General features: G+C 62.3%; 22 protein-coding genes and 2 riboswitches. Of the genes, 14 read left to right on the plus strand and 8 right to left on the minus strand.

From position 1 onward, the window contains the following. Positions 1-79: 79 nt before the first annotated feature. Positions 80-1,741, plus strand: coding sequence for an L-glutamate gamma-semialdehyde dehydrogenase (gene pruA, locus GJB56_RS15980; protein ID WP_021345333.1), 1,662 nt, complete (start codon positions 80-82; stop codon positions 1,739-1,741). Continuing rightward, positions 1,741-2,706 carry a proline dehydrogenase family protein gene (locus GJB56_RS15985; protein WP_019745000.1) on the plus strand — a complete coding sequence of 322 codons (966 nt, stop codon included), beginning with the start codon at positions 1,741-1,743 and terminating at the stop codon, positions 2,704-2,706. The genes pruA and GJB56_RS15985 overlap by 1 nt, the downstream gene beginning before the upstream one ends. On the opposite strand, the gene GJB56_RS15990 is transcribed toward GJB56_RS15985, so the two are convergent. Both GJB56_RS15990 and GJB56_RS15995 read right to left on the minus strand, forming a co-directional pair. Then, the gene (locus tag GJB56_RS15990; protein ID WP_020908855.1) at positions 2,703-4,001 is read right to left on the minus strand and encodes an NtaA/DmoA family FMN-dependent monooxygenase; all 1,299 of its coding nucleotides are present in this window, start codon (positions 3,999-4,001) and stop codon (positions 2,703-2,705) included. The two genes, GJB56_RS15985 and GJB56_RS15990, sit on opposite strands and share 4 nt — an antisense overlap. Before the next feature lie 113 nt (positions 4,002-4,114). Continuing rightward, a complete protein-coding gene (locus tag GJB56_RS15995) occupies positions 4,115-4,660 on the minus strand; it encodes a CGNR zinc finger domain-containing protein (protein WP_020908856.1) in 546 nt (181 codons plus the stop codon). Between the two features lie 68 nt (positions 4,661-4,728). On the opposite strand from GJB56_RS15995, the gene GJB56_RS16000 reads away from it, so the two are divergent. The 7 genes from GJB56_RS16000 to metE all read left to right on the plus strand — a co-directional run bounded on the left by GJB56_RS16000 (position 4,729) and on the right by metE (position 12,611). Continuing rightward, positions 4,729-5,676 (plus strand): EamA family transporter, encoded by a 948-nt coding sequence (locus GJB56_RS16000; protein ID WP_021345335.1) that lies wholly within the window; start codon positions 4,729-4,731, stop codon positions 5,674-5,676. 45 nt (positions 5,677-5,721) lie between these two features. Further along, on the plus strand, positions 5,722-6,678 hold the full coding sequence (locus GJB56_RS16005; RefSeq protein ID WP_020908858.1) for an ABC transporter ATP-binding protein: 957 nt from the start codon (positions 5,722-5,724) through the stop codon (positions 6,676-6,678). Then, positions 6,678-7,472, plus strand: a complete 795-nt coding sequence (locus tag GJB56_RS16010) for an ABC transporter permease (protein WP_019745005.1) — start codon at positions 6,678-6,680, stop codon at positions 7,470-7,472. The genes GJB56_RS16005 and GJB56_RS16010 overlap by 1 nt, the downstream gene beginning before the upstream one ends. Further along, positions 7,473-8,597, plus strand: coding sequence for a sensor histidine kinase (locus GJB56_RS16015; protein ID WP_021332163.1), 1,125 nt, complete (start codon positions 7,473-7,475; stop codon positions 8,595-8,597). Beyond that, a complete protein-coding gene (locus GJB56_RS16020; RefSeq protein ID WP_019745007.1) occupies positions 8,594-9,223 on the plus strand; it encodes a response regulator transcription factor in 630 nt (209 codons plus the stop codon). The genes GJB56_RS16015 and GJB56_RS16020 overlap by 4 nt, the downstream gene beginning before the upstream one ends. Before the next feature lie 220 nt (positions 9,224-9,443). After that, positions 9,444-9,881: a helix-turn-helix domain-containing protein gene (locus GJB56_RS16025; RefSeq protein WP_019745008.1), complete on the plus strand. Its 438-nt coding sequence runs from the start codon at positions 9,444-9,446 to the stop codon at positions 9,879-9,881. Positions 9,882-9,978: 97 nt separating this feature from the next. Beyond that, a riboswitch (cobalamin riboswitch) is annotated at positions 9,979-10,187 on the plus strand. A gap of 159 nt (positions 10,188-10,346) precedes the next feature. Continuing rightward, positions 10,347-12,611, plus strand: a complete 2,265-nt coding sequence (gene metE, locus GJB56_RS16030) for a 5-methyltetrahydropteroyltriglutamate--homocysteine S-methyltransferase (protein WP_113683353.1) — start codon at positions 10,347-10,349, stop codon at positions 12,609-12,611. A 58-nt stretch (positions 12,612-12,669) separates the two neighbouring features. Here metE and GJB56_RS16035 read toward each other — a convergent pair whose 3' ends face one another. Both GJB56_RS16035 and GJB56_RS16040 read right to left on the minus strand, forming a co-directional pair. After that, entirely contained in the window at positions 12,670-14,268 is a 1,599-nt protein-coding gene (locus GJB56_RS16035) for an ABC transporter substrate-binding protein (RefSeq protein WP_020908860.1), read from the minus strand. Between the two features lie 174 nt (positions 14,269-14,442). After that, positions 14,443-15,057: a TetR/AcrR family transcriptional regulator gene (locus tag GJB56_RS16040; RefSeq protein ID WP_113683316.1), complete on the minus strand. Its 615-nt coding sequence runs from the start codon at positions 15,055-15,057 to the stop codon at positions 14,443-14,445. A gap of 104 nt (positions 15,058-15,161) precedes the next feature. On the opposite strand from GJB56_RS16040, the gene GJB56_RS16045 reads away from it, so the two are divergent. The 5 genes from GJB56_RS16045 to GJB56_RS16065 all read left to right on the plus strand — a co-directional run bounded on the left by GJB56_RS16045 (position 15,162) and on the right by GJB56_RS16065 (position 21,144). After that, positions 15,162-15,713 carry a MarR family winged helix-turn-helix transcriptional regulator gene (locus tag GJB56_RS16045; protein ID WP_019745012.1) on the plus strand — a complete coding sequence of 184 codons (552 nt, stop codon included), beginning with the start codon at positions 15,162-15,164 and terminating at the stop codon, positions 15,711-15,713. A 109-nt stretch (positions 15,714-15,822) separates the two neighbouring features. Continuing rightward, positions 15,823-17,022 (plus strand): homogentisate 1,2-dioxygenase, encoded by a 1,200-nt coding sequence (locus GJB56_RS16050; RefSeq protein WP_113683317.1) that lies wholly within the window; start codon positions 15,823-15,825, stop codon positions 17,020-17,022. Beyond that, a complete protein-coding gene (locus tag GJB56_RS16055) occupies positions 17,019-17,888 on the plus strand; it encodes a hypothetical protein (RefSeq protein ID WP_019745014.1) in 870 nt (289 codons plus the stop codon). Before GJB56_RS16050 ends, GJB56_RS16055 begins: the two co-directional genes overlap by 4 nt. After that, entirely contained in the window at positions 17,885-19,075 is a 1,191-nt protein-coding gene (gene fahA, locus GJB56_RS16060; RefSeq protein WP_113683318.1) for a fumarylacetoacetase, read from the plus strand. The genes GJB56_RS16055 and fahA overlap by 4 nt, the downstream gene beginning before the upstream one ends. A gap of 78 nt (positions 19,076-19,153) precedes the next feature. Beyond that, positions 19,154-19,247, plus strand: a riboswitch (SAM riboswitch). 4 nt (positions 19,248-19,251) lie between these two features. After that, entirely contained in the window at positions 19,252-21,144 is a 1,893-nt protein-coding gene (locus GJB56_RS16065; protein WP_230090991.1) for an FAD/NAD(P)-binding protein, read from the plus strand. Positions 21,145-21,196: 52 nt separating this feature from the next. Here GJB56_RS16065 and GJB56_RS16070 read toward each other — a convergent pair whose 3' ends face one another. From GJB56_RS16070 to GJB56_RS16085, 4 genes are all read right to left on the minus strand, one after another. Further along, a complete protein-coding gene (locus tag GJB56_RS16070) occupies positions 21,197-23,620 on the minus strand; it encodes an ATP-dependent Clp protease ATP-binding subunit (protein ID WP_029256076.1) in 2,424 nt (807 codons plus the stop codon). 114 nt (positions 23,621-23,734) lie between these two features. Continuing rightward, the gene (locus GJB56_RS16075) at positions 23,735-24,250 is read right to left on the minus strand and encodes a hypothetical protein (RefSeq protein WP_019745018.1); all 516 of its coding nucleotides are present in this window, start codon (positions 24,248-24,250) and stop codon (positions 23,735-23,737) included. 12 nt (positions 24,251-24,262) lie between these two features. Continuing rightward, entirely contained in the window at positions 24,263-25,462 is a 1,200-nt protein-coding gene (locus tag GJB56_RS16080; protein ID WP_113683320.1) for an MFS transporter, read from the minus strand. After that, entirely contained in the window at positions 25,459-26,361 is a 903-nt protein-coding gene (locus tag GJB56_RS16085) for an NAD(P)-dependent oxidoreductase (RefSeq protein WP_113683321.1), read from the minus strand. Before GJB56_RS16085 ends, GJB56_RS16080 begins: the two co-directional genes overlap by 4 nt. Positions 26,362-26,462 lie beyond the last annotated feature (101 nt).

Here is a 26,462-nt window from a genome sequence, read left to right on the forward strand (position 1 = left end):
GATTACTCGCCGACTCCTTTCGGCTTGACTGATGACGACACGACAACTGCCCCACCCATCAGTCTGCCGAAGGATCGTCATGGACGCCGTCACCAATGTCCCCCACCCAGCCAACGAACCGGTCAACAATTACGGGCCGGGAAGCCCGGAACGATCACGCCTACGCACCAAACTGACCGAACTGGCCGAGACACCCACCGACATCCGACAGGTCATCGGGGGCGTCCACCGAACTGCGGAAGGCAAGCGGGAGAACGTAGTTCAACCACACCGTCACAGCTCGGTCATCGGATCGTTTGCGGGCGCAACGCACTCGGATGTTCGTGATGCCATCGACGCCGCTACGCTCGCCGCCCCGGCCTGGCGCGACCTCTCGTTCGACGACCGCGCGGCGGTCTTCCTCCGCGCCGCCGATCTACTCTCCGGCCCGTGGCGCGAAACCATCGCCGCCGCAACAATGCTCGGTCAGTCGAAGACCGCATATCAGGCCGAGATCGATGCCCCGTGCGAACTGATCGACTTCTGGCGTTTCAACGTCGCGTTCGCACGCCAGATACTCGCCGACCAACCCGTTTCCGCTCCGGGAGTCTGGAATCGCGTCGAATATCGACCACTCGAAGGTTTTGTCTACGCGATCACCCCCTTCAATTTCACCGCCATCGCCGGAAATCTCCCCACCGCACCGGCCCTGATGGGCAACACCGTGATCTGGAAGCCGTCACCGACGCAGGCCGTCGCGGCGTACCTGACGATGCAACTACTCGAAGCCGCCGGCCTCCCACCCGGGGTGATCAATCTTGTTCTCGGCGACGGCCCCACGGTGTCCGAGGTCGCGCTGGCCGACCCTCGCCTGGCGGGCATCCACTTCACCGGATCGACCGCAACGTTCCAGCGTTTGTGGCGTGAGGTCGGAGCCAACATCTCGAACTACCGGACGTATCCGCGTCTCGTCGGCGAAACCGGCGGCAAAGATTTTGTACTCGCACACAGTTCAGCAGACCCCGACGTACTCACGACGGCATTGATCCGCGGGGCCTTCGACTATCAGGGACAGAAATGCTCGGCCGCGTCACGGGCATTCGTCCCGAAATCGGTGTGGGCCAAGATGGGCGACACGTTCATCGACACAGTGTCGTCACTGAAGTACGGCGACGTCACCGACCTGACGAACTTCGGCGGCGCCGTCATCGACCAGCGTTCCTTCGACCGCAATGCCGCCGCGATCGTCCGAGCCAAGTCGACCGGCAGCCTCACCATCGCAGCAGGCGGCGACTACGACGACCGCGAAGGATTCTTCATCTCGCCGACGGTCCTGCTCGGTGACGACCCCAGTGACGAGGCCTTCAGCACCGAGTACTTCGGCCCCATACTCTCCCTGCACGTCTACGACGACTCCGCACCGAATGCCTACGCCGACATCCTCGCTCGTATCGACAGCGGATCCGCGTACGCCCTGACCGGTGCCGTGATCGCCACCGACCGTGCGGCCGTCGATCAAGCTCACCACGGTCTGCGGTTCGCCGCCGGAAACTTCTACGTCAACGACAAGCCGACGGGCGCGGTAGTCGGACAACAACCCTTCGGCGGCGCTCGAGCTTCCGGTACCAACGACAAGGCCGGTTCACCGCAGAACCTGCTCCGTTGGACGTCGACACGCACCGTCAAGGAAACCTTCGTTCCTCCCACCGATCATCGCTACCCCCACCAGGACGTCGATCCAGCCGAGAGCGAGAACCGTTGATGAGTGCCGTCTCGCTGAGCAACCCGCTGCGCCCGGTACTCCTCGCGGCGGCACGCTCGTCGCGGCTGGAGAAGACAGTCTCCGGGATGACCTTGACCCGCAAGCTGGTAGACAGGTTCGTCGCCGGGGACGCGGAACCCGCAGCGGTGTCAGCCGTACGCGACATCCTCACCAGTGGCCGGTTCGTGACGGTCGACTACCTCGGCGAGGACACTACCGATCCAGCTCAGGCAACAGCTACCGTCGACGCCTATCTCTCCCTTCTCCGCTCGTACGCAACGCTTTCCGAAGCGGCTGGGACGCAACACACTCTCGAGGTTTCGCTCAAGCTCTCCGCGTTAGGGCAGTCACTTCCCGGCGACGGCGAGAAGATCGCCCTGGCGAACGCTCACCGAATCGTCACAGCGGCAGACGAAGTGGGCGCGTGGGTCACCGTCGATGCGGAGGATCACACCACCACCGACTCGACACTGTCCATCGTCGAAGAGTTGCGCCGCGACTTCCCGACGCTCGGCACGGTCCTGCAGGCGTATCTGCACCGCACCGAGGCCGACTGCCGGCACTTCTCCGGATCAGGTTCACGAATTCGGCTGTGCAAGGGTGCATACAAGGAACCGGCCGACGTTGCGTTCCAAAAGCCCGGCGAAGTCGACGCGTCGTACCTGCGTTGCCTGAAGGTCTTGATGGAAGGTGACGGGTACCCGATGGTCGCCTCCCACGATCCCACCATGATCGACGCCGCCCTCGAACTCGCCACATTGACCGAACGGACAGCCGAGGATTTCGAGTTTCAGATGCTCTACGGCATCCGCGACGGCGAACAACGCAGATTGGTAGCCGAAGGCAATCACCTGCGGGTCTACGTTCCCTACGGCAGCCAGTGGTACGGCTACTTCATGCGTCGCCTGGCGGAACGGCCGGCCAACCTCATGTTCTTCATGCGCTCACTCGCCTCCAACAACTAGGTGCTGGAAACCGGTGGTAGCGGTGGCAACTCGAGGTTCTCACGGAAGGTACCCCCGACGTAATCTGTTCCCACGATTCTGCGCTTGCGTAGTTCCGGCAGCAGTCCGTTCGTGACGAAATCGCGTGTACGCGGATCGGCAAGGTCACCGAGCGTGATGACGTCGAGTACGCCCGCGTCGTATCGTTCCTCGATCGCGTCCGCGAGCTGTTCCGGGGTGCCCGCCGCTGCCCAGTGGCCGGTGTCCTTGGACGCGATGATCAACTCACGCAGAGTCTTTCCTTGTGATGCGAGCTTGCCGAAGATCTCGACCCGGCCCCGTCGTCGATTCACCGACGACGGGTCCGGCAACAACGACTCCGGGATCGGCCGATCCAGCGGCAATTCCGAGAAATCCACGTCACCGCCGAACATGTCGGCAAGCCTCGTGCGACCGGCGTCGAAGTCCGTCGATTCCTCGGCTTCTCTGACCAATCGTTCGACTTCGGTTTCGGTAGCGCCGTACGTTGCGTGGAACGAGCTGAAAATCAGTGGCAGTTCGTCCCCACGCCCCAACTCTGCCGCCCGGGCGCGGATCGTCTTCGTGTAGGTGACCGCGTCCTCGAAGGTTGCGAGAGAAGTGAATACGACCTCCGCGAAGCGAGCACCCAGTTCGATACCTCCGGCAGATTGGCCGGCCTGGAATTGGACCGGACGACGCTGCGGCAGGGAGGGGATGTTCAGCGGCCCCTGCACCGTGAAGTACTTGCCTCGATGCTCGATGGGGACCACCCTCGACGGATCGAGCACCGCTGAGCCCTCTCCCCGGGTCAGGGCGCCGGGCTTCCAGCTGTCGAAGAGTGCGTTGACCACCTCGAGCGATTCGGCCGCTCGGGCGTACCGCTCCTCCGGACTCGGCAGGTCCAGGTCGCTGTAGTTCTCTTCTCCGAGTGAGGAAGTGACGGCATTCCATGCGGCTCGACCATTGCTGACGTGGTCCAGGGTGCCGAACAACCGTGCCAGGTTGAAAGGGTGATGAAATGTTGTCGTGACGGTGGCGATCAGCCCCACATGGGTGGTGACCGCACTCAGCGCGGCAAGGAAGATCAACGGCTCCTGCGCGCCGATCGCGCCCTGCGCGCCGAAACTCAGCAGGTCGGCGGCAAACAGTCCGTCGATCTTGTTCGCCTCGGCCGTCTTTGCGACGTCGATCGCGGACGCGACCGTCGAAGTCGTCGGATCGATCGCGGCGTCGTAGATACTCACCGCCCCGCTGACACCGGTCACCGTCTTGAGTGGACGCCTACGATCGGCCACCGACCATCCTCCTGGCTTCGCGAAATCTGTTCCGAATTCACAACGCTAGACCGATCCTGGCTCCCGACAAGGTATTCACTCAGCCTGGTTCTATCCCTCCGAGCACCGCTTGGTCACGCACCGGATTTACGGGCCCGATAGGCGGCGACGTGCGCCCTGTTCCCACAGTTTCCGGTGTCGCAGTATCGCTTCGAACGATTGCGCGACAAATCCACGAAGACCGCTTCGCAGTCCGGGGCCTCGCACCATCGCAACCGCGAGAATTCGTCGGTTCGGATCAGATCGAGCACACCCATCGCCGCTTCTGCGGCCATCCGGTCCACCAGTGGCGAATCGTCAGCGGTGACGTGCAGATGCCAGCCGAGGTCGTCGTGCCTGGTGAGCCGCGGCCTCGCGCCGGATTCGAGTAGCAGCGTGTTCACCACCTCGACGGCGTCGTCCACTCCCGCGGCTTCCCAGAACTTTCGCAGTCGTGGACGCAGCGCACGAACCGCCGTCAATTCCTCCCGCGTGCCGTCCCGCCTGCCGGTCCAATGATCCGCGTCGAGAAACCGTGTCAGCTCCTCTTGATCCGGAAGCAGTTCAGCCCCGCCGCGGGCCGTGTTGACCAACGACGCGGCGAAGACGAGCGCCGATTCCGTGTCACCAGCAAAATGCACTTTGACTCCTGAGCTCTATCAACCTAATGTCAGCATCGTAATCGCTTTTACTCCTGACGGGTGACGACGTGAACTCTCGCAACGGCTTGATCTTCGCTCTGCTGTCCGCGGCAACGTTCGGCGTCTCGGGCCCGTTCGCGAAGTCTCTCATCGAATCGGGGTGGTCCCCCGGCGGCGCAGTGTTCGCGCGCGTTGCCGGCGGCGCACTGGTGATGATGGCGATCGCCGTAGCCACCCAATGGCCTCGCCTACGACAGGTGAGCGCCCACACGCGAACGGTACTGCTGTACGGGGTGTTCGCGATCTCGGGCGTTCAACTGTGCTTCTTCAATGCCGTGCAACATCTTTCGGTCGGCGTCGCATTGCTTCTCGAGTACCTTGCACCGATCATCGTCATCGGATGGGTGTGGATAACCAAGGGCGCGCGTCCGAGCGTGCAGACGCTTCTCGGTGCGGCGGTTGCCATGATCGGCGCCGCCGTGGTGATCGACGTCTTCGGATCGGCAGAGATCAGTGCCGTCGGAGTCGCCTGGGGACTGGCCGCCGCGGCATGCCTTGCAGTCTATTTCGTCATTTCCGAACGTGCGGACGGTGATCTCCATCCTGTTGTGCTCGCGGCATCGGGGCTCACGGTCAGTGCAGTGGTCATCGGCGCGCTCGGACTCGTCGGCGTCCTCCCCCTCCAGTTCTCGGCCTCGAACGCCGTCGTGGCAGACCATTCGGTGAACGTATGGCTGCCGGTGGTGGTCCTGGTCCTGGTCAGCACTGTCATTGCCTATCTCACCGGCATCGCCGCAATCACGCTGCTGGGGCCGACAATCGGATCTCTCGTAGCGCTGACCGAAGTGCTGTGCGCGGTCCTCGCCGCGTGGATCCTGGTCGGGGAATCCGTCACTGCACTCCAAGCTGTGGGTGGCGCAGCAATCATCGCGGGGTTGGTCCTCGCGCGCCTCGGCCAGGTTGCACCGAATCAGATACCGGCCGACCCGATGACAAATGTCATGGCAGAAGAATGACGGACGGACGAGGGATTACGACCTCGAAGCGAGCAGATTCTATGTATGACCTCAGCACAGGCACAGCATTCACCACAGGCACTGCACACACTCACTGAAGGATCGGCACACGACGCCGTCCGGTTGACCGGACTTCGCAAGAGTTTCGGAACCGTCGACGCCGTCAAGGGTATCGACCTGAGCATCCGCCCCGGCGAGATCGTCGCGTTCCTCGGCCCGAACGGCGCAGGCAAGACGACAACCATCGACATGATCCTCGGCCTGTCCCGGCCGACGTCGGGCGACGTGAGCGTCTTCGGAATGTCACCGCGATCGGCGATCGCCCGCGGACTCGTCTCCGCAGTCATGCAGACCGGCGGACTACTGAAAGAGCTGACGGTTGCCGAGACGGTGCAGCTGACCGCCAGCCTGTACGCCCAATCCCGTCCGGTCGACGAAGTGCTGGGGAGAGCCGGAATCCTCGACATCTCCGATCGCCTGGTCAGCAAATGCTCAGGCGGACAACAACAGCGGTTGCGATTTGCGATGGCGTTGCTGTCGAACCCGCAATTGCTCATTCTCGACGAGCCCACCACCGGCATGGACGTCGAAGGGCGTCGGGACTTTTGGTCCGCCATCCGCGCCGACGCAGATCACGGTCGCACTGTGCTTTTTGCGACGCACTACCTCGAAGAGGCCGATGTCTACGCCGACCGCATCATCCTGGTCAGGCAAGGCACCGTGGTCGCAGACGGGACCACCGCCGAGGTCAAGGCGATGGCGTCCGGGCGCACCCTGCGCGCGACTGTTCCAGGCATCACCGACGAACTTCTGCGAGCCATACCGAACTCCGACGCCGTCGAGGTGCGCGGTGAGTCACTGCTCGTGCACTCGGGTGACACCGATGCCGTTGCACGGTTCCTGTTGACCAATACCCAGGCTCGCGATCTCGAAATCGTCTCGCGTGGCCTCGAAGACGCATTCATCGCACTCACGTCGAACAACTCCGAAGGACAGAAATGATGACCACTGCAACCGAAGCGAACACCTACGGAGCCGAGCGAACCGTCGTACCTCTCGGCGGATTCAACACGACGCTACTGCGACTGGAATTTCGTCGCCTGACCCGCAATCGGCGCACGATGATCTTCACGCTCGTCATGCCGGTTGTCTTCTTCCTCGTCTTCGGTCTCGGTCAAGGCGACGACGACCACGGGATCGGACACGGCAATGTCGCCGCGTACATCATGATCAGCATGGCCCTGTACGGCGCGATGCTTGCAACTACCAGTGGCGGAGCGATGGTCTCGATCGAGCGAGCGTCGGGATGGAGCCGTCAACTTCGGCTGACTCCCCTGACCCCGGTCGCCTACATCGCCGTCAAACTGATCATGGCGATGCTGCTCGGTCTCGTCTCGATCCTTGTCGTCTACGTCGTCGGCGCGTTCACCTCGGCGCAGATGGACGGATCACTCTGGTTCACAACGGCATTGATCGCCTGGTTGGGATCGTCGATCTTCGCGGCCTTCGGCCTGTTCATGGGGTATCTACTCCCCAGTGAGAACGTCATGCAGTTGCTCGGACCGGGACTGGCTCTGCTCGCCTTCGGCGGCGGACTCTTCGTGCCGCTCACCGACGGTTCCGTATGGGCGACCATCGCACAGTTCACCCCGATGTTCGGCATCAACGCCCTCGCCCACGCACCGTTGACGGGCAATAGCATTCACTGGACCTGGATCGTCAATATCCTGGTGTGGTTCGCCATCTTCGCCGGCGGAGCGATCTGGCGGTTCCAACGAGATACGGAGCGTGTGTAGTTGTCGCAAACGACTGACCGAGAAGATTCCGTCGCGCTCCCGCGGCGGAATCGTTTCGGCGTTCTCTTCGCGGCGGTCTGGATGGTATTTCTCGGCGGGCCACTGATCGAGGGATGGAATCTGCGCGACGAACTGCGCGGCTGGACAGGGATTCTCGCGACGGTCGCCTTCGGTGCGCTCTATCTCTACACGTTCGCCACAACGCAGCAGCGGCGTCGAATGACAATGACTCGGCCGACGATTCGCGAAGCTGCACTGGCTTTGGCCGCCTTGACCGCGTTGGCCGCCGTGATGATCGTCAGCGTCGGGCCGACTGGTTTGGCAGCCGCACCGTATCTCGCGGTGACAGCGGTGACGCTGCTGCCGACCGTCGCGGGCGGCATTCTCGCCTTGGTGTTCGCGGCCTCCGTGGAGATAGTGAGCCTCTCGTCCGGGTGGGGGAACTACTCCGGACTCTCGCTCGGAGTCTGCGCGGCCGCATTCGCGACCTGGGGCATCATGTCCCTGATCAGCCGCAACTTCGCCATGCTCCATGAACGCGAAGAGCAGGAGCAGCGGGCAATCATGGAGGAGCGAACGAGGATGGCGCGCGATCTGCACGACATCCTCGGGCACTCGCTGACCGTCATCACGATCAAAGCCGAACTGGCCAATCGCCTACTCGATGTCGATATCGAACGTGCGCGCAACGAACTCGACGACCTCGAAAGACTTTCGCGTGACGCGTTGGCAGACGTGCGTTCAGCCGTCGAAGGATTTCGTGGGATTTCTCTTCCCGTCGAGATAGCCCGAGCACGAGAGGCATTGCGTGCGGCTGGTATCGAGGACGAGGTGCCGAGCAGTACCGACATGGTTCCCACGCGTCTTCGCGAACTCTTTGCATGGACGATCCGTGAGGGCGTCACCAACGTCGTTCGACACAGCGGTGCGACCCACTGCCGGATCACGGTCGACGAAAATAGTGCGTCGGTCGTCGACGACGGGCAAGGGGCCGGGTCGACGTCTTCCGGCAACGGTCTGATCGGATTACGCGAGCGCGCCGGAGCGTCGGGCGCACGAGTGATCATCACTCATCCCCAGCCGCAGGGGTTTGCACTTCAGGTAGTCGAACAGGAGACAGAGTGAACAGCCAGGGCGATCGAGCAACCATACGGCTGCTCTTGGCGGACGACCAGGCGCTCGTGCGAGGAGCGTTGGCCGCACTACTCGATCTGGAATCCGACCTCTCCGTGGTGGCCGAGGTCGGTCGCGGCGACGAGGTTGTGGCCGCTGTTCTCGAACACCGCCCAGATGTCGCGCTTCTGGACGTCGAGATGCCCGGCATGGACGGAATCGCCGCGACGGCGGCCCTTCGCGAGGCCGCACCAGACACCCGAGTCCTGATCGTCACCACGTTCGGACGTCCCGGATTTCTTCGCAAGGCCCTGCACGCCGGGGCCGGCGGGTTCGTCGTCAAGGACACACCCGCCAGGCAGTTGGCCGACGCAGTCAGGCGTGTCCACGCCGGACTGCGCGTCGTCGATCCCACCCTTGCGGCCGACAGCCTCGTCAGCGGCGAGTCGCCTCTGACGGAGCGTGAGACCCAAGTACTGCGCGCCGCTCACGACGGCGCACCCGTGGCAGCCATCGCAGGGGCGCTCTTCTTGTCCGCAGGGACAGTTCGAAATCATCTGTCATCCGCGATGGGCAAGACAGGTGCGTCGACGCGCGCGGAAGCCGTCAGAATCGCCGAGTCGAACGGCTGGCTCTGATCCGCATGGCCGGAATCCACTTCCCCGGCAAATAGTTCGCCGTGCGATTCTTGACGGCGATTTGTCCAGATCACTCAAAGTAGGGACCTTCTACCCTAGGGATTTTCCCTGCAAACGACCCCCTTCGCGAGAATCCAAAACAGCTAATCGTTCGATAACTGGCTATGATGCAGTTAATTGAATCGACGGAGCCTGTGCGTAACGGGGGAAGGGACGTCTCATGTCGAACCAGTTCAACGATCGCTTGAACTCGCTGTTCGAGACTGCCGACTTTCACGTCACCAACGCGATGGTCGTTCGCGGCATGACCGAGTTCGGCTGCCGCATCTCGACGCCGTACCTGTCCCAACTGCGCACCGGCGTCCGAACCAACCCGTCACCCGAAGTGGTTGCCGCCCTCGCCCACTTCTTCAACGTCCATCCGGACTACTTCTACGCCCCGTCCGATCAAACTCCGCCCGCGATCTCGGGCGGCGAGGCGGACCTCTCTCTCCTCGAACAGCTGCACAACGTGCGCCTGCGAAACCTCACCTCTCGCGTCGTCGATCTATCGCCGTCTTCGCAGGATCTGCTTGTCGAAATGGCGGAGAATCTACGTTCCTCCGAGAATCTTCCGCGCGTACCACCGGACTCGAATTCCTACATGTCACGCGCGTAGCGCCCTTCGCCGACTCTCCTTGACTGCTCAGGGAGGGTTGGCCTTATGCTGGTCGATGCAGCTGGTTCGCCCGGCGCGGTCATGAGGAGCCCCGAAGACCGTTCCCGGCGTCGAAGCCCCGTCAGCGCAAGCTGTCGGAGTGAGAGGGAACCCGGTGAAAATCCGGGACTGTCCCGCAGCGGTAAGCAGGAACGACCGCCGTTTATGTGCACTGGGCATCCGCCTGGGAAGCGACGGCCAGTAGGTTCGATCCAACTCGATCGAGTGCCCGCGAGTCCGAAGACCTGCCGACTGTGTCGGGCACGCCGTGCCCGACGGTCCACCGCCTCGTGGAATGGGCGTGTAGATCTCCATCGGACCTCGTGTGCGGTGCGGGCAGTACTGTCCGCCGAAACTCGAGGTCTCGTGAGGTGTACCCGTCTGCCGGCAGTGGCCATCAATGCATTGGCAATCTGGAGAAACTCCGTGACAACAACATTCACTTCGACCGTGCTGGGCTCACCGCGCATCGGTCCTCATCGAGAACTCAAGCGGGCAACCGAAAGCTACTGGGCAGGGCGCATCGACGCCGACGCCCTGCAGGCTGTCGCCCGTGACCTCCGTCGGCAGGGCTTGGCCGACCTCCGTGACCTGGGCCTCGACTCCATCCCGGTCAATACCTTCTCCTTCTACGACCAGATGCTCGACACCGCAGTTCTTCTCGGCGCGCTGCCCGACCGCGTCGCGTCGGTCGCCGATCCGTTGGACCGCTACTTTGCCGCTGCCCGTGGGACGGACACCATCGCGCCGCTCGAAATGACGAAGTGGTTCGACACCAACTACCACTACCTGGTGCCGGAGATTTCACCGTCCACCACGTTCGCACTCGACCCGTCCAAGGTCTTGTCCGAACTGGCAGAAGCACTTTCCGACGGCATTGCAGCCCGCCCGGTCGTCATCGGACCGGTCACCTTCCTGCTGCTCTCGAAGGCTGTCGGCACAGACGAGCCGCTGCTCTCGCGGCTCGACGAACTACTCCCCCTCTACGCGGATCTACTCGGTCGGCTCGCGAAGGCCGGTGCGAGCTGGGTTCAGCTCGACGAACCCGCCCTCGTGGGCGATCGCACCGATGAGGAAATCGAAGCGGCACGCGCTGCGTACGAACAGCTTTCAGCGCTGTCCGAGCGGCCGTCGATCCTGTTGGCGTCGTACTTCGGTTCGCTGCGTGACGCGTTGCCCGCGCTTGCGTCCACCGGCGTCGAAGGATTTGCCGTCGACCTGGTGGCCGGTCAGGATTCGATCGGCTCCGTACCTGAACTCGCCCGCAAACTAATCGTCGCCGGAGTGGTCGACGGACGAAACATCTGGCGGTCCGATCTGGACTCGGCACTGAGCACTTTGGGTGCCTTGCTCGGCAGCGTCGACACGCTTGCCGTCTCCACGTCGTGCTCCCTGCTGCACGTTCCGTACACACTCGACGCTGAGTCCGATGTCGACAAGGCCCTGCGCTCGTGGCTCGCGTTCGGCACCGAGAAGGTCAAGGAAGTAGTAACTCTCGCAACCGCTCTCACACAGGGCCGAGAGTCGGTGGAGGACGAGTTCGCTCTGGCACGAGCGGCCTCGTCGACCCGCAAGGACGATCGCAGACTCAATGATGCGAGTGTTCGAGGCCGTCTGGACGCGGTGCTGAACTCGGCGACCGGTCGCGCGCCCGCCGTCGAACGTCGCGCTGCCCAGGACGAGCTGCTTTCTCTGCCGCCGCTGCCCACGACGACCATCGGTTCGTACCCGCAAACCTCGAAGATCCGCATCGCTCGCGCAGCACTGCGCAAAGGTGAGATCGACGAAGCCGAGTACGTCAACCGTATGCGCGCCGAGATCGCCGAAGTTGTTGCGCTCCAGGAAAAGCTGGACCTGGACGTGCTTGTTCACGGTGAGCCGGAACGCAACGACATGGTCCAGTACTTCGCGGAGCAGTTGGACGGATTCTTCGCCACCGCCAACGGTTGGGTCCAGTCGTACGGCACCCGCTGCGTGCGTCCGCCGATTCTGTACGGCGACGTCTCGCGCCCGAAGCAGATGACCGTCGACTGGATCACGTACGCACAGTCCCTGACCGACAAGCCGGTCAAGGGCATGCTCACCGGACCCGTCACCATTCTGGCCTGGTCGTTCGTCCGTGACGACCAACCCCTCGCCGACTCGGCAAATCAAGTCGCACTGGCAATTCGAGACGAGACCGTCGATCTGCAGGCCGCCGGAATCGGAATCATCCAGGTCGACGAACCGGCTCTGCGAGAACTGCTCCCACTGCGTGCCGAGGATCAGCGCGCCTACCTGGACTGGTCGGTCGGCGCCTTCCGGTTGGCCACCTCGGGCGTCGCGGATTCCACTGCGATCCACACGCACCTGTGCTACTCCGAGTTCGGAGCGGTGATCGGCGCCATCGCCGGCCTCGACGCGGACGTCACGTCCATCGAGGCGGCACGCTCACACATGGAGGTCCTCGACGATCTCAGTTCGGTCGGGTTCGATCTCGGCGTCGGCCCCGGTGTCTACGACATCCACTCGCCGCGGGTGCCGAGCGTCGACGAGATCGCGGAGTCGCTACGCGAAGCACTCAAAGCTGTTCCAGTCGAACGATTGTGGGTCAATCCGGACTGCGGATTGAAGACACGGGGGCCGATCGAGGTCGAAGCGTCGCTTCGTAACCTCGTCGAGGCCACGAAGTTGGTACGAGCGGAGCTTTAGGGGCAAAGCCCCGGTGCGCCTTTTTGGTAGTGGGCACTACCAAAAAGGCGCACGGGGGTCAGCTCAACCACGTGTTGCCGAAGAGCAGAATCCCGTCCGCACTCGGCATCACTCCGTGCACGTTCTCGCGCCACGGGATGAAAACCTTGCCGGAGTTGACCACGGCCATCGGCGCCGTCTCGTTGACCACGGTCTGAATATCGTCGATGACGGCTCGCCGCTCATCCTCGCCCGACGCTGTTTGCAGCTTGCCGAGCAACTCGTCCATCCGAGCGTTCTTGTAGCCGAGAATGTTCGACGGCGATTCGCTGAACAGGTTGCCGTACATACGCACGAACGGTGACTCTTCCAGCACGTTGAACGCGAAGTAGGACACGTCGTAGTCATGCTTCGCGTACAGCATGGAAATCAGATCGTTGATGCTGGTTGCGTAGGTGATGTCGACCGTGAAACCCACTGCCTGCAAGAGCGACTGAAACGTCAGTGCGCTGCGCTGCGTCGCCGGATCGTTCATACCGACGTACGTCAGTTTTCCGTCGTAACCGTCGGCCTTCGCCTCGGCGAGATACTTCTTCGCCGCCTCGGGGTCGAAGCCGTTCCCGGCCACCGATCCGTGCCACTGCGACCACGACGCGAACATGTCGGTGCCGGGTTCGCCGAAGCCGCCCTGAACTCGCTCGTTGAACGTAGTCGGGTCCACCGCAGCGACAATCGCCTTACGCACGCGCTCGTCCTTCGCTGCCCGATCGTCGCGCTGATTGATTGCCAGAACGCCGGCCATGCTGGCCGAGTACACAAATCCTGGATCACCGGCTTCGAAAGCCTCGTGTATGAAATCGGGAGACTTCAGATAGGCGACCTGAATTCCGTCGGTGTGCAATCCCTCGAGTTTGCTCTTCTCGTTGACGATTGCCGGAAAGCGCAACTTCTCGAGGTACGGTGCCCCGTCCCAGTACGTCGGACGGGCAGCGAGCACCAATTCGTCCTGGGAGGCGAACTTCTCGACGGTGAACGGACCTGCCCCGATCGGGGTGAACGTGCCGGTAGCCATCGACGAGGGCGCGACGATCATGCCGGGACCGGTGGTGAACATGATCGGGAACTCGTCCCACGGCTGCGCCAATGTGAAGACGACCGTACTCGGATCCGGTGAATTCGTCTCGCGCACAGTGGTCTTCCACACCAGCGCGTGAGTTCCCTTCTTCTGCAGATAGTGATCGATACTCCACAGGACTGCCGCACTGTCCATCGGAGTGCCGTCGCTGAAGGTGACGCCGTCGCGCAATTTCAGTGTCCACACCGTGTTGTCGCCGTTGGCCGACAAAGACTGCGCCAAGTGGGGAACGTATTCGCCCGCCGCCGTATCGAAGCGCATCAGAAGGTCGTAGATGGCCGCCATTTCGCTACCACCGGTAGCGCCGCCGTCCTGACGGTCAGCCGGATCGAGACTGCTGATCCCGTTGTAGGTGGCAAACGACACGGTGCCACCCGAGCGCGGCTCTCCCCCGTTGTTCTGGTCACCGACAACTCCGACCGTCACGTCCGATGCATCCGTGGTCGTACCTTGGCTGCTACCGGCGCACCCCGTCACCACCAGTGTCGCCGACGCCAGGACAACCATCCAGATTCGAGAGCGAGCTCGGTACGAGCGCTTCATTGCGACTCACTTTCACAGTTCACGGACACGTCGATCCCTGGATCGGACATCCCGGCAGTTTTGTAAGTGAATTCTAGGTAAGGACGCTCCCTGCGTCTTCGTTTTCACAAAGCTGCAGCGATGATTCGCATTCACAGCGACAGAAACAAGAACTGAATTCTAGAGTGACACCGTTCAGCGAAGTACCAGTCCGATGACGTCTTCGACGTTCCGCTGGGCCTCTGCGAATCCGATCCGGCCACTGGTCCACAGTGCAAGGGCCGTCAACATCGTGCCGCCCATTGCCACGGCCGCAACCCGCGCCGTCTCGGCCGGAATACCGTCCATCAATTCGAACAGCATTCTCCGATGTGCAGCCGCGCGCTGATCCAACGACTCGATCACGAACTGATCCGAGGACGAATGGAGTTCGATCTCGAGTCGAGCGAAGTGAGGCCTACGCTCGAATGCCTTCATCTCGCGGCGATGAAGTGCCAGAACCCGTTCGTACGCATTGCTCTCTTCGCCGCCTGTTCGCGGCTCCTCAGGACGACGAGCGGATTCGAGCCCGCTCCACGCCGTCATCGCCGCAGCAAGAAGTTGCTGTTTGGTCGGAAAGTAGCGATAGAGAGTGCCTAGCGCCACGCCTGAACGCTCCGACACTTCTTTCATCTGGATTCGATCCGACGGCATCGCTGCAAGCATCTCGACCACCGCCGTGGTCAATCGTCGTCTCCGCTCGAGTTGCCCCACCGACATGAGGTCGGTATCCAGGGGAAACTCGTCGCTGCGCACAGTCACGCGCGTCACGATAGTTCAGAACCTCGACCGCAGTGCCAGGTTGCGAAGTTTCATCAGAACCCCGAAATCTAGTACATAGATTAATCACCTGCCGATCGCGCTAGGGTTAGTCCATGAATGACCGGACAACCGATGACCAGTCAACCGTCGGCGAACTCAATTTCTGGTCGTTCATCGAACTGGCCAACAAAAAGCTGGCCACCGAACACGGCTTTCGCGATCAGCTCGCCACCGAGGTTCTCCTGACGCTCAACCGAGCCTCCAACGTCGTCACGTACGATCTCGAGTCGTCGATCCACCGCCCTCGAGGCTGGTCATGGTCCTCCTTCCGACTGTTGTTCGTCACCTGGCTGGCCGGTCCGATCGAGCCGAAGGCTGCCGCCGAGCTCACCGGAATGAGTAGGGCAGCGGTCTCCAATCTGTCCAAGTCGCTGCTGGCAGACGGATTGATCGATCGTCGGCCCACCGAGAACGACGGCCGTTCGGTCCAGCTGTACCTGACCGACAAAGGCCGAGAAGCCATGGTCGAAGCGTTTCGCGAGCAGAACGAACGCGAACACGCCTGGGTCAGCGTCCTGAGCGAGGCCGAACAGCGAATTCTTGTCATGCTCCTGGACAAACTGATCACCAACCGCAGCCAGTTCGACGTACGCGGACGTAACTGACATAGACCCGAACCCCCTTGGAGGGTTGCGCCCATCACATCATTTTAGTTAATGTATTTACTATCTGGTGGAGGTGAGCCAGGCAGAACAGCACAGAAGGAGCCCCGTCATGGCGTTCTATCGACAACTCGGCAACATCCCACCGAAGCGTCACACCCAACACCGTGACGAGTCCGGCAACCTCTACTACGAAGAGCTGATGGGCGAGGAAGGTTTCTCCTCGGATTCTTCGTTGCTCTACCACCGCGAGATCCCGTCGGCCATCGTCGACGCAACGGTCTGGGAACTGCGCGATCAGAGCACAACCCCCAACCATCCCCTCAAACCGCGCCATCTGAAACTCCACACGCTGTTTCCCGAAAGCACCTGGAACGAGACCGACGTGGTAACCGGCCGTCGTCTCATCCTCGGAAATGCCGACGTGCGACTGTCCTACGTCGTTGCGGCGGCGCCATCTCCCCTGTACCGCAATGCAATCGGCGACGAGATGGTCTACATCGAATCTGGCGAGGCGACCGTCGAGACTGTCTTCGGCACACTCGAGGCCTGTGAAGGTGACTACGTCCTGATCCCGATGTCAACAACGCATCGATGGATCCCCAAGGGTGACAAACCACTTCGTGCCTACGCCATCGAAGCGAACAGTCACATCGTCCCGCCCAAGCGCTATCTTTCCCGCTTCGGCCAGCTACTCGAGAACGCACCGTTCTGTGAACGAGACCTGCACGGACCGACCGCGCCCATGATCGCCGAAGGCGCCGACATCGAGGTACTGGTCAAGCACCGCACGTCGGCGGGCATCGTCGGCACCCGAATGGTTTATCCCACGCACCCTTTCGATGTCGTCGGTTGGGACGGATGCTTGTACCCGTACACCTTCAACATCTCCGACTACGAGCCGATCACGGGCCGTGTTCACCAGCCGCCGCCCGCGCACCAGGCATTCGAGGGGAACAACTTCGTGATCTGCAACTTCGTGCCCCGCAAGGTCGACTACCACCCCCTGTCGATCCCCGTGCCGTACTACCACTCGAACGTCGACTCGGACGAGATCATGTTCTACTGCGGCGGTGACTACGAGGCACGCAAGGGTTCCGGCATCGGGCAGGGTTCGATATCGATTCATCCCGGCGGCCACGCCCACGGCCCACAACCCGGCGCGTACGAGCGAAGCATCGGCGCCGAGTTCTTCGACGAGCTGGCCGTGATGGTCGATACGTTCCGGCCCCTCGAATTGGGTGAGGGAGCCTTGGCCTGTGAAGACGAAGCGTACGCCTGGAGTTGGGCAGGGCGGGGGCCTCAGCAATGACGATCATCTCCCCACTCCTGCGCGGCCTGTGCGACGACGCAGCACTCTTCCCACCCGGCAATGCTCCTCTCGCCGAGGCAGTTCCGGCCCACGCGGCCTACCAGCAGGCGGACTATGACGCACTGGTCGGGCCCTTCGTCTTTCCCGCGCCGCGATTGAGCGAACTGGCCGCGTACGTTTCAGCTGACAACCCGGTGACGCTGAGTCTGACTGTGCCGGCCGGTCCAGCCGATACGGCGGCGGCACTGTCGAACGCGCTCGCTATCCCCGGTGTCAGCGTCGCCGCCGTCGAAGTGGGAATTCCTGACGGGTTGGACGCCGAAGCCGCCTTCGAGGAACTCGCTCCCGTCCATGCCGCTCATCCCGACCTGGACATTTTTGTCGAGGTACCCCGCGGTGATCGACGCGTAGACTTTCTGACGGCGCTCGAAACCGCCGGGTACTCCGCGAAGTTTCGCACCGGAGGAATTGTCGCCGAAGCGTACCCGGACGAGGACGAGCTCGCCGATGCCGTGATATCCGTTGTCCGAGCGGGTATCCCGTTTAAGGCGACCGCGGGACTGCATCACGGCGTGCGCAATACCGATCCGGAGACAGGTTTCGAGCAGCACGGCTTCCTCAACATCATGGTGGCCGTCAACGCTGTGAGGCGGGGCGCCGACCGCTCGGAAGTTGTTGCTGCTCTGGCGCAACGCGATGGCGAATCGATCGCGCAAGCCCTGGCCGAACTGACCGCGGACGAGGCCGGCGAGGTGCGTCGCCGCTTCCTCTCGTTCGGGACCTGTAGCATTTCGGACCCTCTCACCGAGCTCGAAGGTCTCGGATTGATCGTCCGCTCCGACAAAACCGAAGGAACACTCGTATGACCGTCACGACCATCGACATTCCCGCCGACTCGTTGTTCGGGATCGACAATCTGCCATACGGCATCTTCTCCCCCGCCGGAGGATCACCGCGTGTTGGTGTTCGGGTCGCCGACTCGGTGGTCGATCTCGCAGCGACACTGGGAGATTCCGTCTTCGCCGAACCGACTCTGAATGCGTTCATGGCGCTGGGCCGAGATCAGTGGGTATCGGTGCGTAATCGGATCACGGATCTAGTGACCGGCGAAATAGACTCGGAAGCAGTGTTTCCCGTCGACTCAGTCACAATGCACTTGCCGATCGCGGTGGCCGACTACGTGGATTTCTACGCGTCGGAAAATCATGCGACCAACCTCGGACGCCTGTTCCGACCCGACGCTGCCCCCTTGATGCCGAACTGGAAGCACCTTCCGGTCGGATACCACGGGCGCTCGAGCACCATCGTCGTCTCCGGCACCGATATCGTTCGCCCCTGCGGACAGCGCAAGTCACCCGATCAGGAGAACCCGGATTTCGGACCGTCCCGCCGCCTCGACATCGAGGCCGAAATGGGCTTCATCGTCGGAACTCCCTCGAAGATGGGCGATTCCATCAACCCGGACGACTTTGCCGAGCACGTCTTCGGCGCCGTCGTCGTGAACGACTGGTCCGCCCGGGACATCCAGGCGTGGGAATACGTCCCTCTCGGCCCGAATCTCGGGAAGAGCTTCGCGACGTCCATCTCTGCGTGGGTTGTCCCGTTGCTCGCGCTCGAAGCTGCCCGAATCGATACGCCGGTGCAGGACCCCGAACCTCTCTCTTACCTGCGCGGCGAGGAGAAGTGGGGGTTGGACATCGACCTGGCCGTCGAATGGAACGGTCACGTCGTCTCCCGGCCGCCCTACGCCCAGATGTACTGGTCGCCGGCGCAGATGCTCGCGCACACCACTATCAACGGCGCAGCAGCGAGCACCGGCGATCTCTTTGCATCCGGAACCATTTCCGGACCGGACAAGGATCAGCGCGGCGCCTTCATCGAACTGACCTGGGGTGGCAAGGAACCCGTGACCGTGGGCTCCGAGACTCGAACCTTTCTCGAAGACGGCGACACCATCGCCATCTCGGCCACCGCTCCCGGCGTCGGGGGATCACGAATCGGCTTCGGGGATGTTCACGCTCGGATCCTGCCGGCAACGCAAACCGAAAGATAACGATTGACAACTGTTTGATTCACGCTGATCTGATGTCCGGAATTCCTTGCCTCACGATTCTCCGAAGATAAGCTGGACTAACCATCCAGAGCGATCGAGAGTCCTGGCTCCGTGACGTCGCAGCAACCCCCTCTGCTGAGGTGCGGGTGCTTTCTGCCAGGTCCGATGGAGGACTCGTGCCAGGCGATCGACCCCGTACCTCAGTGGGGACAGCAGCTGTCGTCGTGATCGTGGGCGGTGGCCCCCGCGGGACCGGCGTACTCGAGCGAATCCTCGCTCACGAATCGGTGAACGCCGATCCCGTACCGATCGACATTCACGTCGTGGACCCGTATCCGGCAGGCGCCGGCCGCATTTGGCGAGGCAGCCAGGCGCCGCTTCTGTGGATGAATTCGACAACCGCGGACGTCACGATGTTCACCGACGAGACCACCGCCGTGACCGGCCCAGTGCTGCCGGGTCCGACCCTCGCGGAATGGGTCGCCGAGCACTCGGCTGAACTTGCCGAATTCCCCGAAATCGCGGCAGAAGTCCCGATGATCACCCCGTCGTCGTTTGCATCGAGGTCACTGCAGAGCCGATACCTGAACTGGGTGTTCCAGACTGCGGTCGACTCTGCACCAGCGCACGTCGACGTTCGGGTTCATCGACGATCCGTGGTCGACATCGTGAACGTCGGCGAGATACAGACGGTTCATCTGGACGACGGAGTTGTCATCGAAGCGACGGCCGTCCTTCTCGCGCAAGGGCACCCCGATGCGTTGGCTGCCCCGCGTGAAACCGCGCTGACCAGCTTCGCGTCCGAGCACGGGTTGACCTACGTAGGTCCGGGATACACCGCCGACCTCGACGCCGATGTCATTCCCGAACGCGAACCGGTTCTGATCGCCGGACTCGGGCTGGCTTTCATCGACTGGATGGTTCTCCTCGCCGAGAGCCGCGGCGGCGTCTTCGAACGCGGTGAGGACGGCACCCTCACTTACACTCCCTCGGGTCGGGAACCTCTGTTGTACGCCGGATCTCGTCGAGGCGTGCCGTACCACTCCAAGATTTCGTACTCGATCGCCGACGCGCGGCCACCGCTACCTCGGTTCTTCACCGCTGATCTTGTGCCCGGCGACGGGCCGTTGGATTTCCGAAACGACATCTGGCCGCTGGCGTCGAAAGAATTGGCAGGCGCCCACTATCACGAACTGTTCGCGTCGCACCCGGATCGGACGGTGGGCACCTGGGAGGAGTTCGACGCCGAATTCGCCTCGCTGGCTTGGGGATCGTCTCGATTGCAGGAACTGGTCGAGAACGCAGTTCCGAAGCCGGAAGACCGTATCGATCTCGAGCGACTGAACCGCCCACTCGGCGGTGAGCGCTACGACGGACTTGCCGAGGTCCAATCCCGGATCAACGAGTACATCTCGGCAGACGTCGCGCGGAGGTCGGACCCGTATTTCAGCGCCGACGCGGCTGTCTTCTCAGCGCTGCTGTCGACGTACATGACTGTCGGAGAATTGCTGCGGCGCGGCAGAATCCCGGCCGAATCCGTCGCCAAGGACGTCGAGGGTTGGCTTCATTCGTTCTTCAGCTTCATCGCCAGTGGTCCGCCACCCGAGCGACTGGAACAGTTGATCGCGCTCAACGAGGCCGGCATCGTCCAGTTCCTCGGGCCGGATTCAGCGTTCTCCACCGAAATCGACCCGGCAACGGGGGCTGGGATCTTTGTCGCTCGCAGTGCGTCGCACACCGACATCGTGGCCGCGAACACCCTCGTCGAAGCACGCTTGCCGGTTGCGTCCATCAGCGCGAGCGGTGACTCGCTCCTGCGGACGCTTCACGGTCGGGGCGAGGCAGTCGAACTTCGTGCGACCGTGGACAGTTCGGCGAAGCTCGCCGTCGACGGTACTTCACGAATTCTCGACCAGGACAACACAGCTCATCCTCGCCGCTTCGCGGCCGGGCCGTGGGTTGCAGGCCACAACTGGTCGGCGGCTTTCCCTCGTCCCCGTACCAATGCGGGGTTTTTCCGGCACAACGACGCCCTGGCGGCGGAGATTTTGGGCGCTGCGCGCCTGTGAGCGGTTAGGGAGTCCAGAGACTCCCTAACCGCTCACGGGGGCTGTGCCCCTCCTAGCTGAACACCAACTCACCCTCGTCAACCGCGACGGTGATACTGCCGCCCTCTTCGAGGAGATCGTCGAGCAGCATGTCGGCGATCTTGTCGTCGACCACACGCTGAATCGAACGACGCAACGGGCGAGCCCCGAACTCGGGTTGATGCCCGTGCTCGGCAATCCAGTCCACTGCGTCGGCGGTGAACTCGATGTCGATGCCCTTGGACTGCAACCGCTTCCGGCTGTCGTCGAGCAACAGATCAGTGATCCGGTGCAGTTGCTCGGTGTCGAGCTTGCGGAAGATCACTATCTCGTCGATGCGGTTGAGGAACTCCGGCCGCATCGATTCGCGCAACCTGGCCATCACGCGGTCGCGCAGTGGCTTCTCCGCCGACTCTGCATCACCTGTGGTGAAGCCCAGTCCACCGGACTTGCTCGAAATGATGTCCGAGCCGAGGTTGCTGGTCATGATCACGACGGTGTTCTTGAAGTCCACCGTCCGACCCTGGCCGTCGGTCAGACGCCCGTCGTCGAGCACCTGGAGCAAGGTGTTGAACACGTCCGGGTGTGCCTTTTCGATCTCGTCGAGCAGGATCACCGAGTACGGGTTACGACGCACCTGTTCCGTGAGCTGTCCGGCCTCGCCGTAGCCGACATATCCGGGAGGAGCACCGACCAATCGGCTTACCGTATGCCTCTCACCGAACTCACTCATGTCGAAGCGCAGCATCTTGTTCTCGTCACCGAAGAGTGTGGCAGCCAGAGCTTTTGCGAGCTCCGTCTTGCCGACACCGGTAGGTCCGAGGAACAGGAAGCTACCGACGGGACGATCCGGATCGCTCATACCGGTCCGGCTACGACGCACCGCACGCGCGATTGCGCGAACGGCGTCATCTTGCCCGATGACACGACCGTGCAGTTCCTCTTCCAGACGGCGCAGGCGATCTTTCTCTGCTTGAGTCATCTGGCTGGCCGGAATACCCGTGGCACGGGCGACAACCTGGGCGATCTGTTCAGCAGTCACATCCGGAGTTTCCTCGGAAGGAACCGAGGATCCTGCCTTCTCGAGACGCTTTGCGACGCCGTTGATCTCGTCACGCAGGGTCGACGCCTTCTCGTACAATTCGTCGGCGACGGCTTTCTCCTTGTCGCTCTCGAGCTGCTCGAGACGTTGCTGCAGAGCAGCGGTGTCTACCGTGGCAGTCTTCAAACGAAGCCTGGCGCCGGCCTGGTCGATCAAGTCGATTGCCTTGTCCGGCAAGAACCTGTCGCCGATGTAACGTGCCGACAGCTCCACCGCAGCGGTGATCGCCTCGTCGGTGTAGTGGACCTTGTGGTGATCCTCGTACCGACTGCGCAGTCCGCTCAAGATGGCGATCGCGTCCTCGATCGACGGCTCTCCGACCTGTACGGGCTGGAAGCGCCGCTCGAGCGCGGGATCCTTCTCGATGTTCTTGCGGTATTCGTCGAGCGTGGTGGCGCCGACGATGTGCAGTTCACCGCGAGCGAGCTTGGGCTTGAGGATGTTTCCGGCATCCATCGCACCTTCGGCGCCGCCTCCGGCACCGGCGATGGTGTGCATCTCGTCGATGAAGACGATCAGCTCGTCCTTGTGTGCGGTGATCTCGTCGATCACCTTGGTCAGCCGTTCCTCGAAGTCTCCGCGGTAGCGAGTACCCGAGACCATGCTCGAGAGTTCGAGCTGGACTATCCTCTTGCCCACCAACGATTCCGGGACATCCCCGTCGACGATGCGCTGGGCGAGACCTTCGACGATGGCAGTCTTGCCGACGCCGGCCTCACCCACCAGGACGGGGTTGTTCTTGGTGCGGCGGGAGAGGATCTCGATGGTCTGTTCGATCTCGTCGGCGCGGCCGATCACCGGATCGACGCCGCCGTTGCGTGCGCGATCGGTGAGATCGACGCCGTACTTGTCGAGCGTCGGTGTGGTGGACTCGTCTTCGACTGGACCGGCTGCAGGATTCTGAACCGCTGCCTGCAGCTTCTCCGGCGTGATGCCGGCCGAAGCGAGCAGACGACCCGGAACATGATCGGGGTCACCAGCCAATGCGATGAAGAGGTGTTCGGGATCGATGTACGTCGATCCCAGGGCTCGGGCCAGTTGATGAGCCTCGAGTAGAGCGGTTTTCACGGCGCTGCTGAGCGCAGGAGCAGAGTAGGCCCCCTGCTCACGGCCTTGTGGCAGCCGCAGGTCGACGGCGTCGACCACGGATTTCGGGTCGGCTCCGGCGCGCTGCATGAGCGTGCGGACCGGATCCTGCTCCGCCATGACGCGGAGAACGTGCAGTGCATCGAGATCCGAATCACCGCGAGCAGCCGCTACACGTGCAGCGTCAGCCATGAGTTGCTGGGTGGCCCTGCTCATGAGCCGGGAAATATCGATGCGACCGGGACCCTCGGGCCCGAAGAATGCTGGCATTCCGAAGCCTCCTTGCAGAAAGTTGAGCGTTACTGACTCAATTAACGTGCATGGGGCTCGATCAATTCCCGCGGGCTCAGATTTGTTTCAACACCTTCGGGCCACAGATCGTTCTCAACTACCGAAGGATCCGGTAGATCGACCGACCGGGTACGCCTCGACGTGCATGATCACCGATCCCTCGCAGGGACCACTCGCGATGTCGGTACGCCACGAACCTTTCAGACTGCCATCGGGCTGAGGTGTGTAATACGCCTCGGAGTGCGCCGGTGCCCACACCTTGGGCACGCCTTCCCCCTGGTAGCAATCCCACTCCCAGTCATAGGGGTGCACCCAACTGGTTCCGTCCCAGGTGTATCGCGCAGGCTGCGGCAACGTCGGATTGGCGGGAGCCGGACCGCCGACCACTGTGGCGATACAGACTCCGCTCGAGCAATCCGTCTCGAACGTGTATGTATCGGAGAAATCCGGCTCCCACTGGCTGGCGGCCAGACTTGTGCCCGTCTTGGTCGCGGCGAAACGCTTGAGCGAGTAATCACCGGACCAGTTCGCATCCGCAGCCCCCGCGGGCATCGCTCCGGCGACAAACCACGTAGCAACGAGAGCAACCACAAGCAATGACTTTCGCATGCGTGAAGTGAATCACAAGCTATGTCCGAATTGTCGGATACTGACCACAAGAACACCGACGACGATCAGCACCAGCGAAACCAACGGCAACGCTCCCGCACCCCTGTCCGCCAAGATCAGCCCGCCCACGACGCCGCCCGCTGCGATCGCCGCATTGAAGATCGTCACGAAAACCGATTGCGCAGTGTCCACAGCGTCGCCCGTCGTGTCGGCGAGCGCAGTCTGAAGGAGAGTGGGAGCGCCTCCGAATGCCACGCCCCATACCGCAACGCTGAGTGCGATCACTGCGAAGCTGTCACCGCCGACGCCCAACGCCGTCAAAGCTGCGGCAAAGACCACCAAGCTCAGCACGGTGAGACTTCGAAGGGCCCGGTCGACAAACACCCCGACCACACCGATGCCCACGAAGGCGAAAAGTCCGAACACGAACAAAACGATTCCCAACCGATCGCCGAAACCGATGCGATCCAGAAACGCCGCCAGATACGTGTACACGATGTTGTGCGCGAAGATCCACAAGAACGCGACAAACAGAATCGGTCGTACGCCCGGCAGGACCAGGACTTTCCGCACCAACAGCTGCCGATCCGCTTGTTGCCCGGGAAAGTCCGGCATCACCGTGAGTATCCACACGACCAGAAGTAGCGCAGCAACCGACATTACGGCGAAGACTACGCGCCAATCGGCCAGGGTCCCGAGCAATGCACCCATCGGAACGCCGATTGCCAGCGCGATCGGCTGTCCGACGGAGGCAACCGCAACGGCCCGCCCCTGCAGACGAGGGGGCGCCATCCTGCGTGCGTACCCAGCAAGCAACCCCCACACCACACCTGCTGCCATGCCCGCCAGAAACCGAACACCCAAGGTGAGAACAAGATTCGACGACAGCGCTGTCACCAGATTGAAGACACCGAATCCAACAGTCGCCGACACCAGGACAGCACGCCGTCGCAGTCCTCGGGTCAATGCGATCAGTGGTACCGCCCCGACGACGGAGCCCAACGCGTATGCAGTGACCAATTGCCCGGCGCCGGAGACAGATACGGACAGTCCTGACCCGATCTGCACCAGTAGTCCGGCCGGCATGGTTTCGGTTGTGATTGCTATGAAACCTGCCATTGCGAGTGCCGACAACCCGGCCAGCGGTAGCGTCCGGACGGAATCGGTCTCCGCCAGTGCCGAAGTCGCAGTCCCGTCCGAGTTCGCGCTCACCTCGTCGGTGTTTCGGGACTGCCTTCACCCGCCTGGCCGGAACGGACCAGTTCTGCAATCGACGCCCAGTCCATCTCGCCCTGACCGTTCGCCAGAGCCTGAGCGAGCACGCCTCGAAGTACGCCGCCGAACGGCAAATCCAGATCGACGCTGTCGGCGGCGTCGAGCGCAAGCCTCAAATCCTTGAGGCCCAGAGCGGTGGTGAATCCTGCAGGCTCGTACTGACGCGTCGCGACGAGGTTCCCGTAGCTCGAGTAGACCGGCCCCGGGAAGATCGTCGAGGTCAGCAGTTCTACGAGTTGGCTTCCGTCCACACCTGACCTCTCCCCCAATGTGATTGCCTCACCCAAGGATTGAATCGCGGCGAGGATGAGGTAGTTACCGATGATCTTGACGATGTTGGCCTGCTCCGGACGCTCACCTTGTGGCCACGTACGAGCCCCGATGACGTCGAGGAAGGGTTGCACTCGCTCGAGGAGGGAACTGTCGCCGCCGGCGATGATGTTCAACTGGCCAGCCTGAGCAACAGAAACGCGTCCGAATACCGGCGCCGCGATGTACCCGATGCCGTACTCGGCGTGCAGTGCTGCGGCGCGCTTGGCAAGGCCGACGCTGACGGTGGCCATGTTGACGTGCACGGTTCCAGTCGGAACGGATGCGAGTACGGCGGGATCCAGAATGGCCGCAGACACGGCCGAATCATCCGCCAACATCGACAGCACAACACCGGACTGGAATGCCTCGGCAACGGTTTTCGCGCCGGTCGCCCCTTCCGCGACCAATTCGGCTACCGCTTCAGGGCTGCGATTCCACACCGTCACGTCGAAGCCTGCACCCATCAGATTTCGAGCGATGGGACGACCCATCGCACCCAAACCGACCACGGAAACAGAAGTCATGGATTTCCCTCTCGAAAATGTTGAACCATCTAAGACGGTTCAACACTCTCACACAGGTACAGTTGCTGTCGAACCGGTTGAGATGGTTCGCTACAAAGGAG

Origin of the sequence: Rhodococcus sp. AQ5-07, from assembly GCF_009707305.1 — a bacterium.
Classification (GTDB): Bacteria; Actinomycetota; Actinomycetes; order Mycobacteriales; family Mycobacteriaceae; genus Rhodococcus_F; species Rhodococcus_F erythropolis.

Bases quoted from the DNA above. Each gene is read 5' to 3' on its own strand.
- GJB56_RS16045 (WP_019745012.1), top strand. From the start codon at position 15,162: ATGAATGACCGGACAACCGATGACCAGTCAACCGTCGGCGAACTCAAT.
- GJB56_RS16050 (WP_113683317.1), top strand. From the start codon at position 15,823: ATGGCGTTCTATCGACAACTCGGCAACATCCCACCGAAGCGTCACACC.
- GJB56_RS16035 (WP_020908860.1), bottom strand. From the start codon at position 14,268: ATGAAGCGCTCGTACCGAGCTCGCTCTCGAATCTGGATGGTTGTCCTG.
- GJB56_RS16010 (WP_019745005.1), top strand. From the start codon at position 6,678: ATGACCACTGCAACCGAAGCGAACACCTACGGAGCCGAGCGAACCGTC.
- GJB56_RS16055 (WP_019745014.1), top strand. From the start codon at position 17,019: ATGACGATCATCTCCCCACTCCTGCGCGGCCTGTGCGACGACGCAGCA.
- GJB56_RS16005 (WP_020908858.1), top strand. From the start codon at position 5,722: ATGACCTCAGCACAGGCACAGCATTCACCACAGGCACTGCACACACTC.
- pruA (WP_021345333.1), top strand. From the start codon at position 80: ATGGACGCCGTCACCAATGTCCCCCACCCAGCCAACGAACCGGTCAAC.
- fahA (WP_113683318.1), top strand. From the start codon at position 17,885: ATGACCGTCACGACCATCGACATTCCCGCCGACTCGTTGTTCGGGATC.
- GJB56_RS16025 (WP_019745008.1), top strand. From the start codon at position 9,444: ATGTCGAACCAGTTCAACGATCGCTTGAACTCGCTGTTCGAGACTGCC.
- GJB56_RS16085 (WP_113683321.1), bottom strand. From the start codon at position 26,361: ATGACTTCTGTTTCCGTGGTCGGTTTGGGTGCGATGGGTCGTCCCATC.
- GJB56_RS16075 (WP_019745018.1), bottom strand. From the start codon at position 24,250: ATGCGAAAGTCATTGCTTGTGGTTGCTCTCGTTGCTACGTGGTTTGTC.
- GJB56_RS15985 (WP_019745000.1), top strand. From the start codon at position 1,741: ATGAGTGCCGTCTCGCTGAGCAACCCGCTGCGCCCGGTACTCCTCGCG.
- GJB56_RS16070 (WP_029256076.1), bottom strand. From the start codon at position 23,620: ATGCCAGCATTCTTCGGGCCCGAGGGTCCCGGTCGCATCGATATTTCC.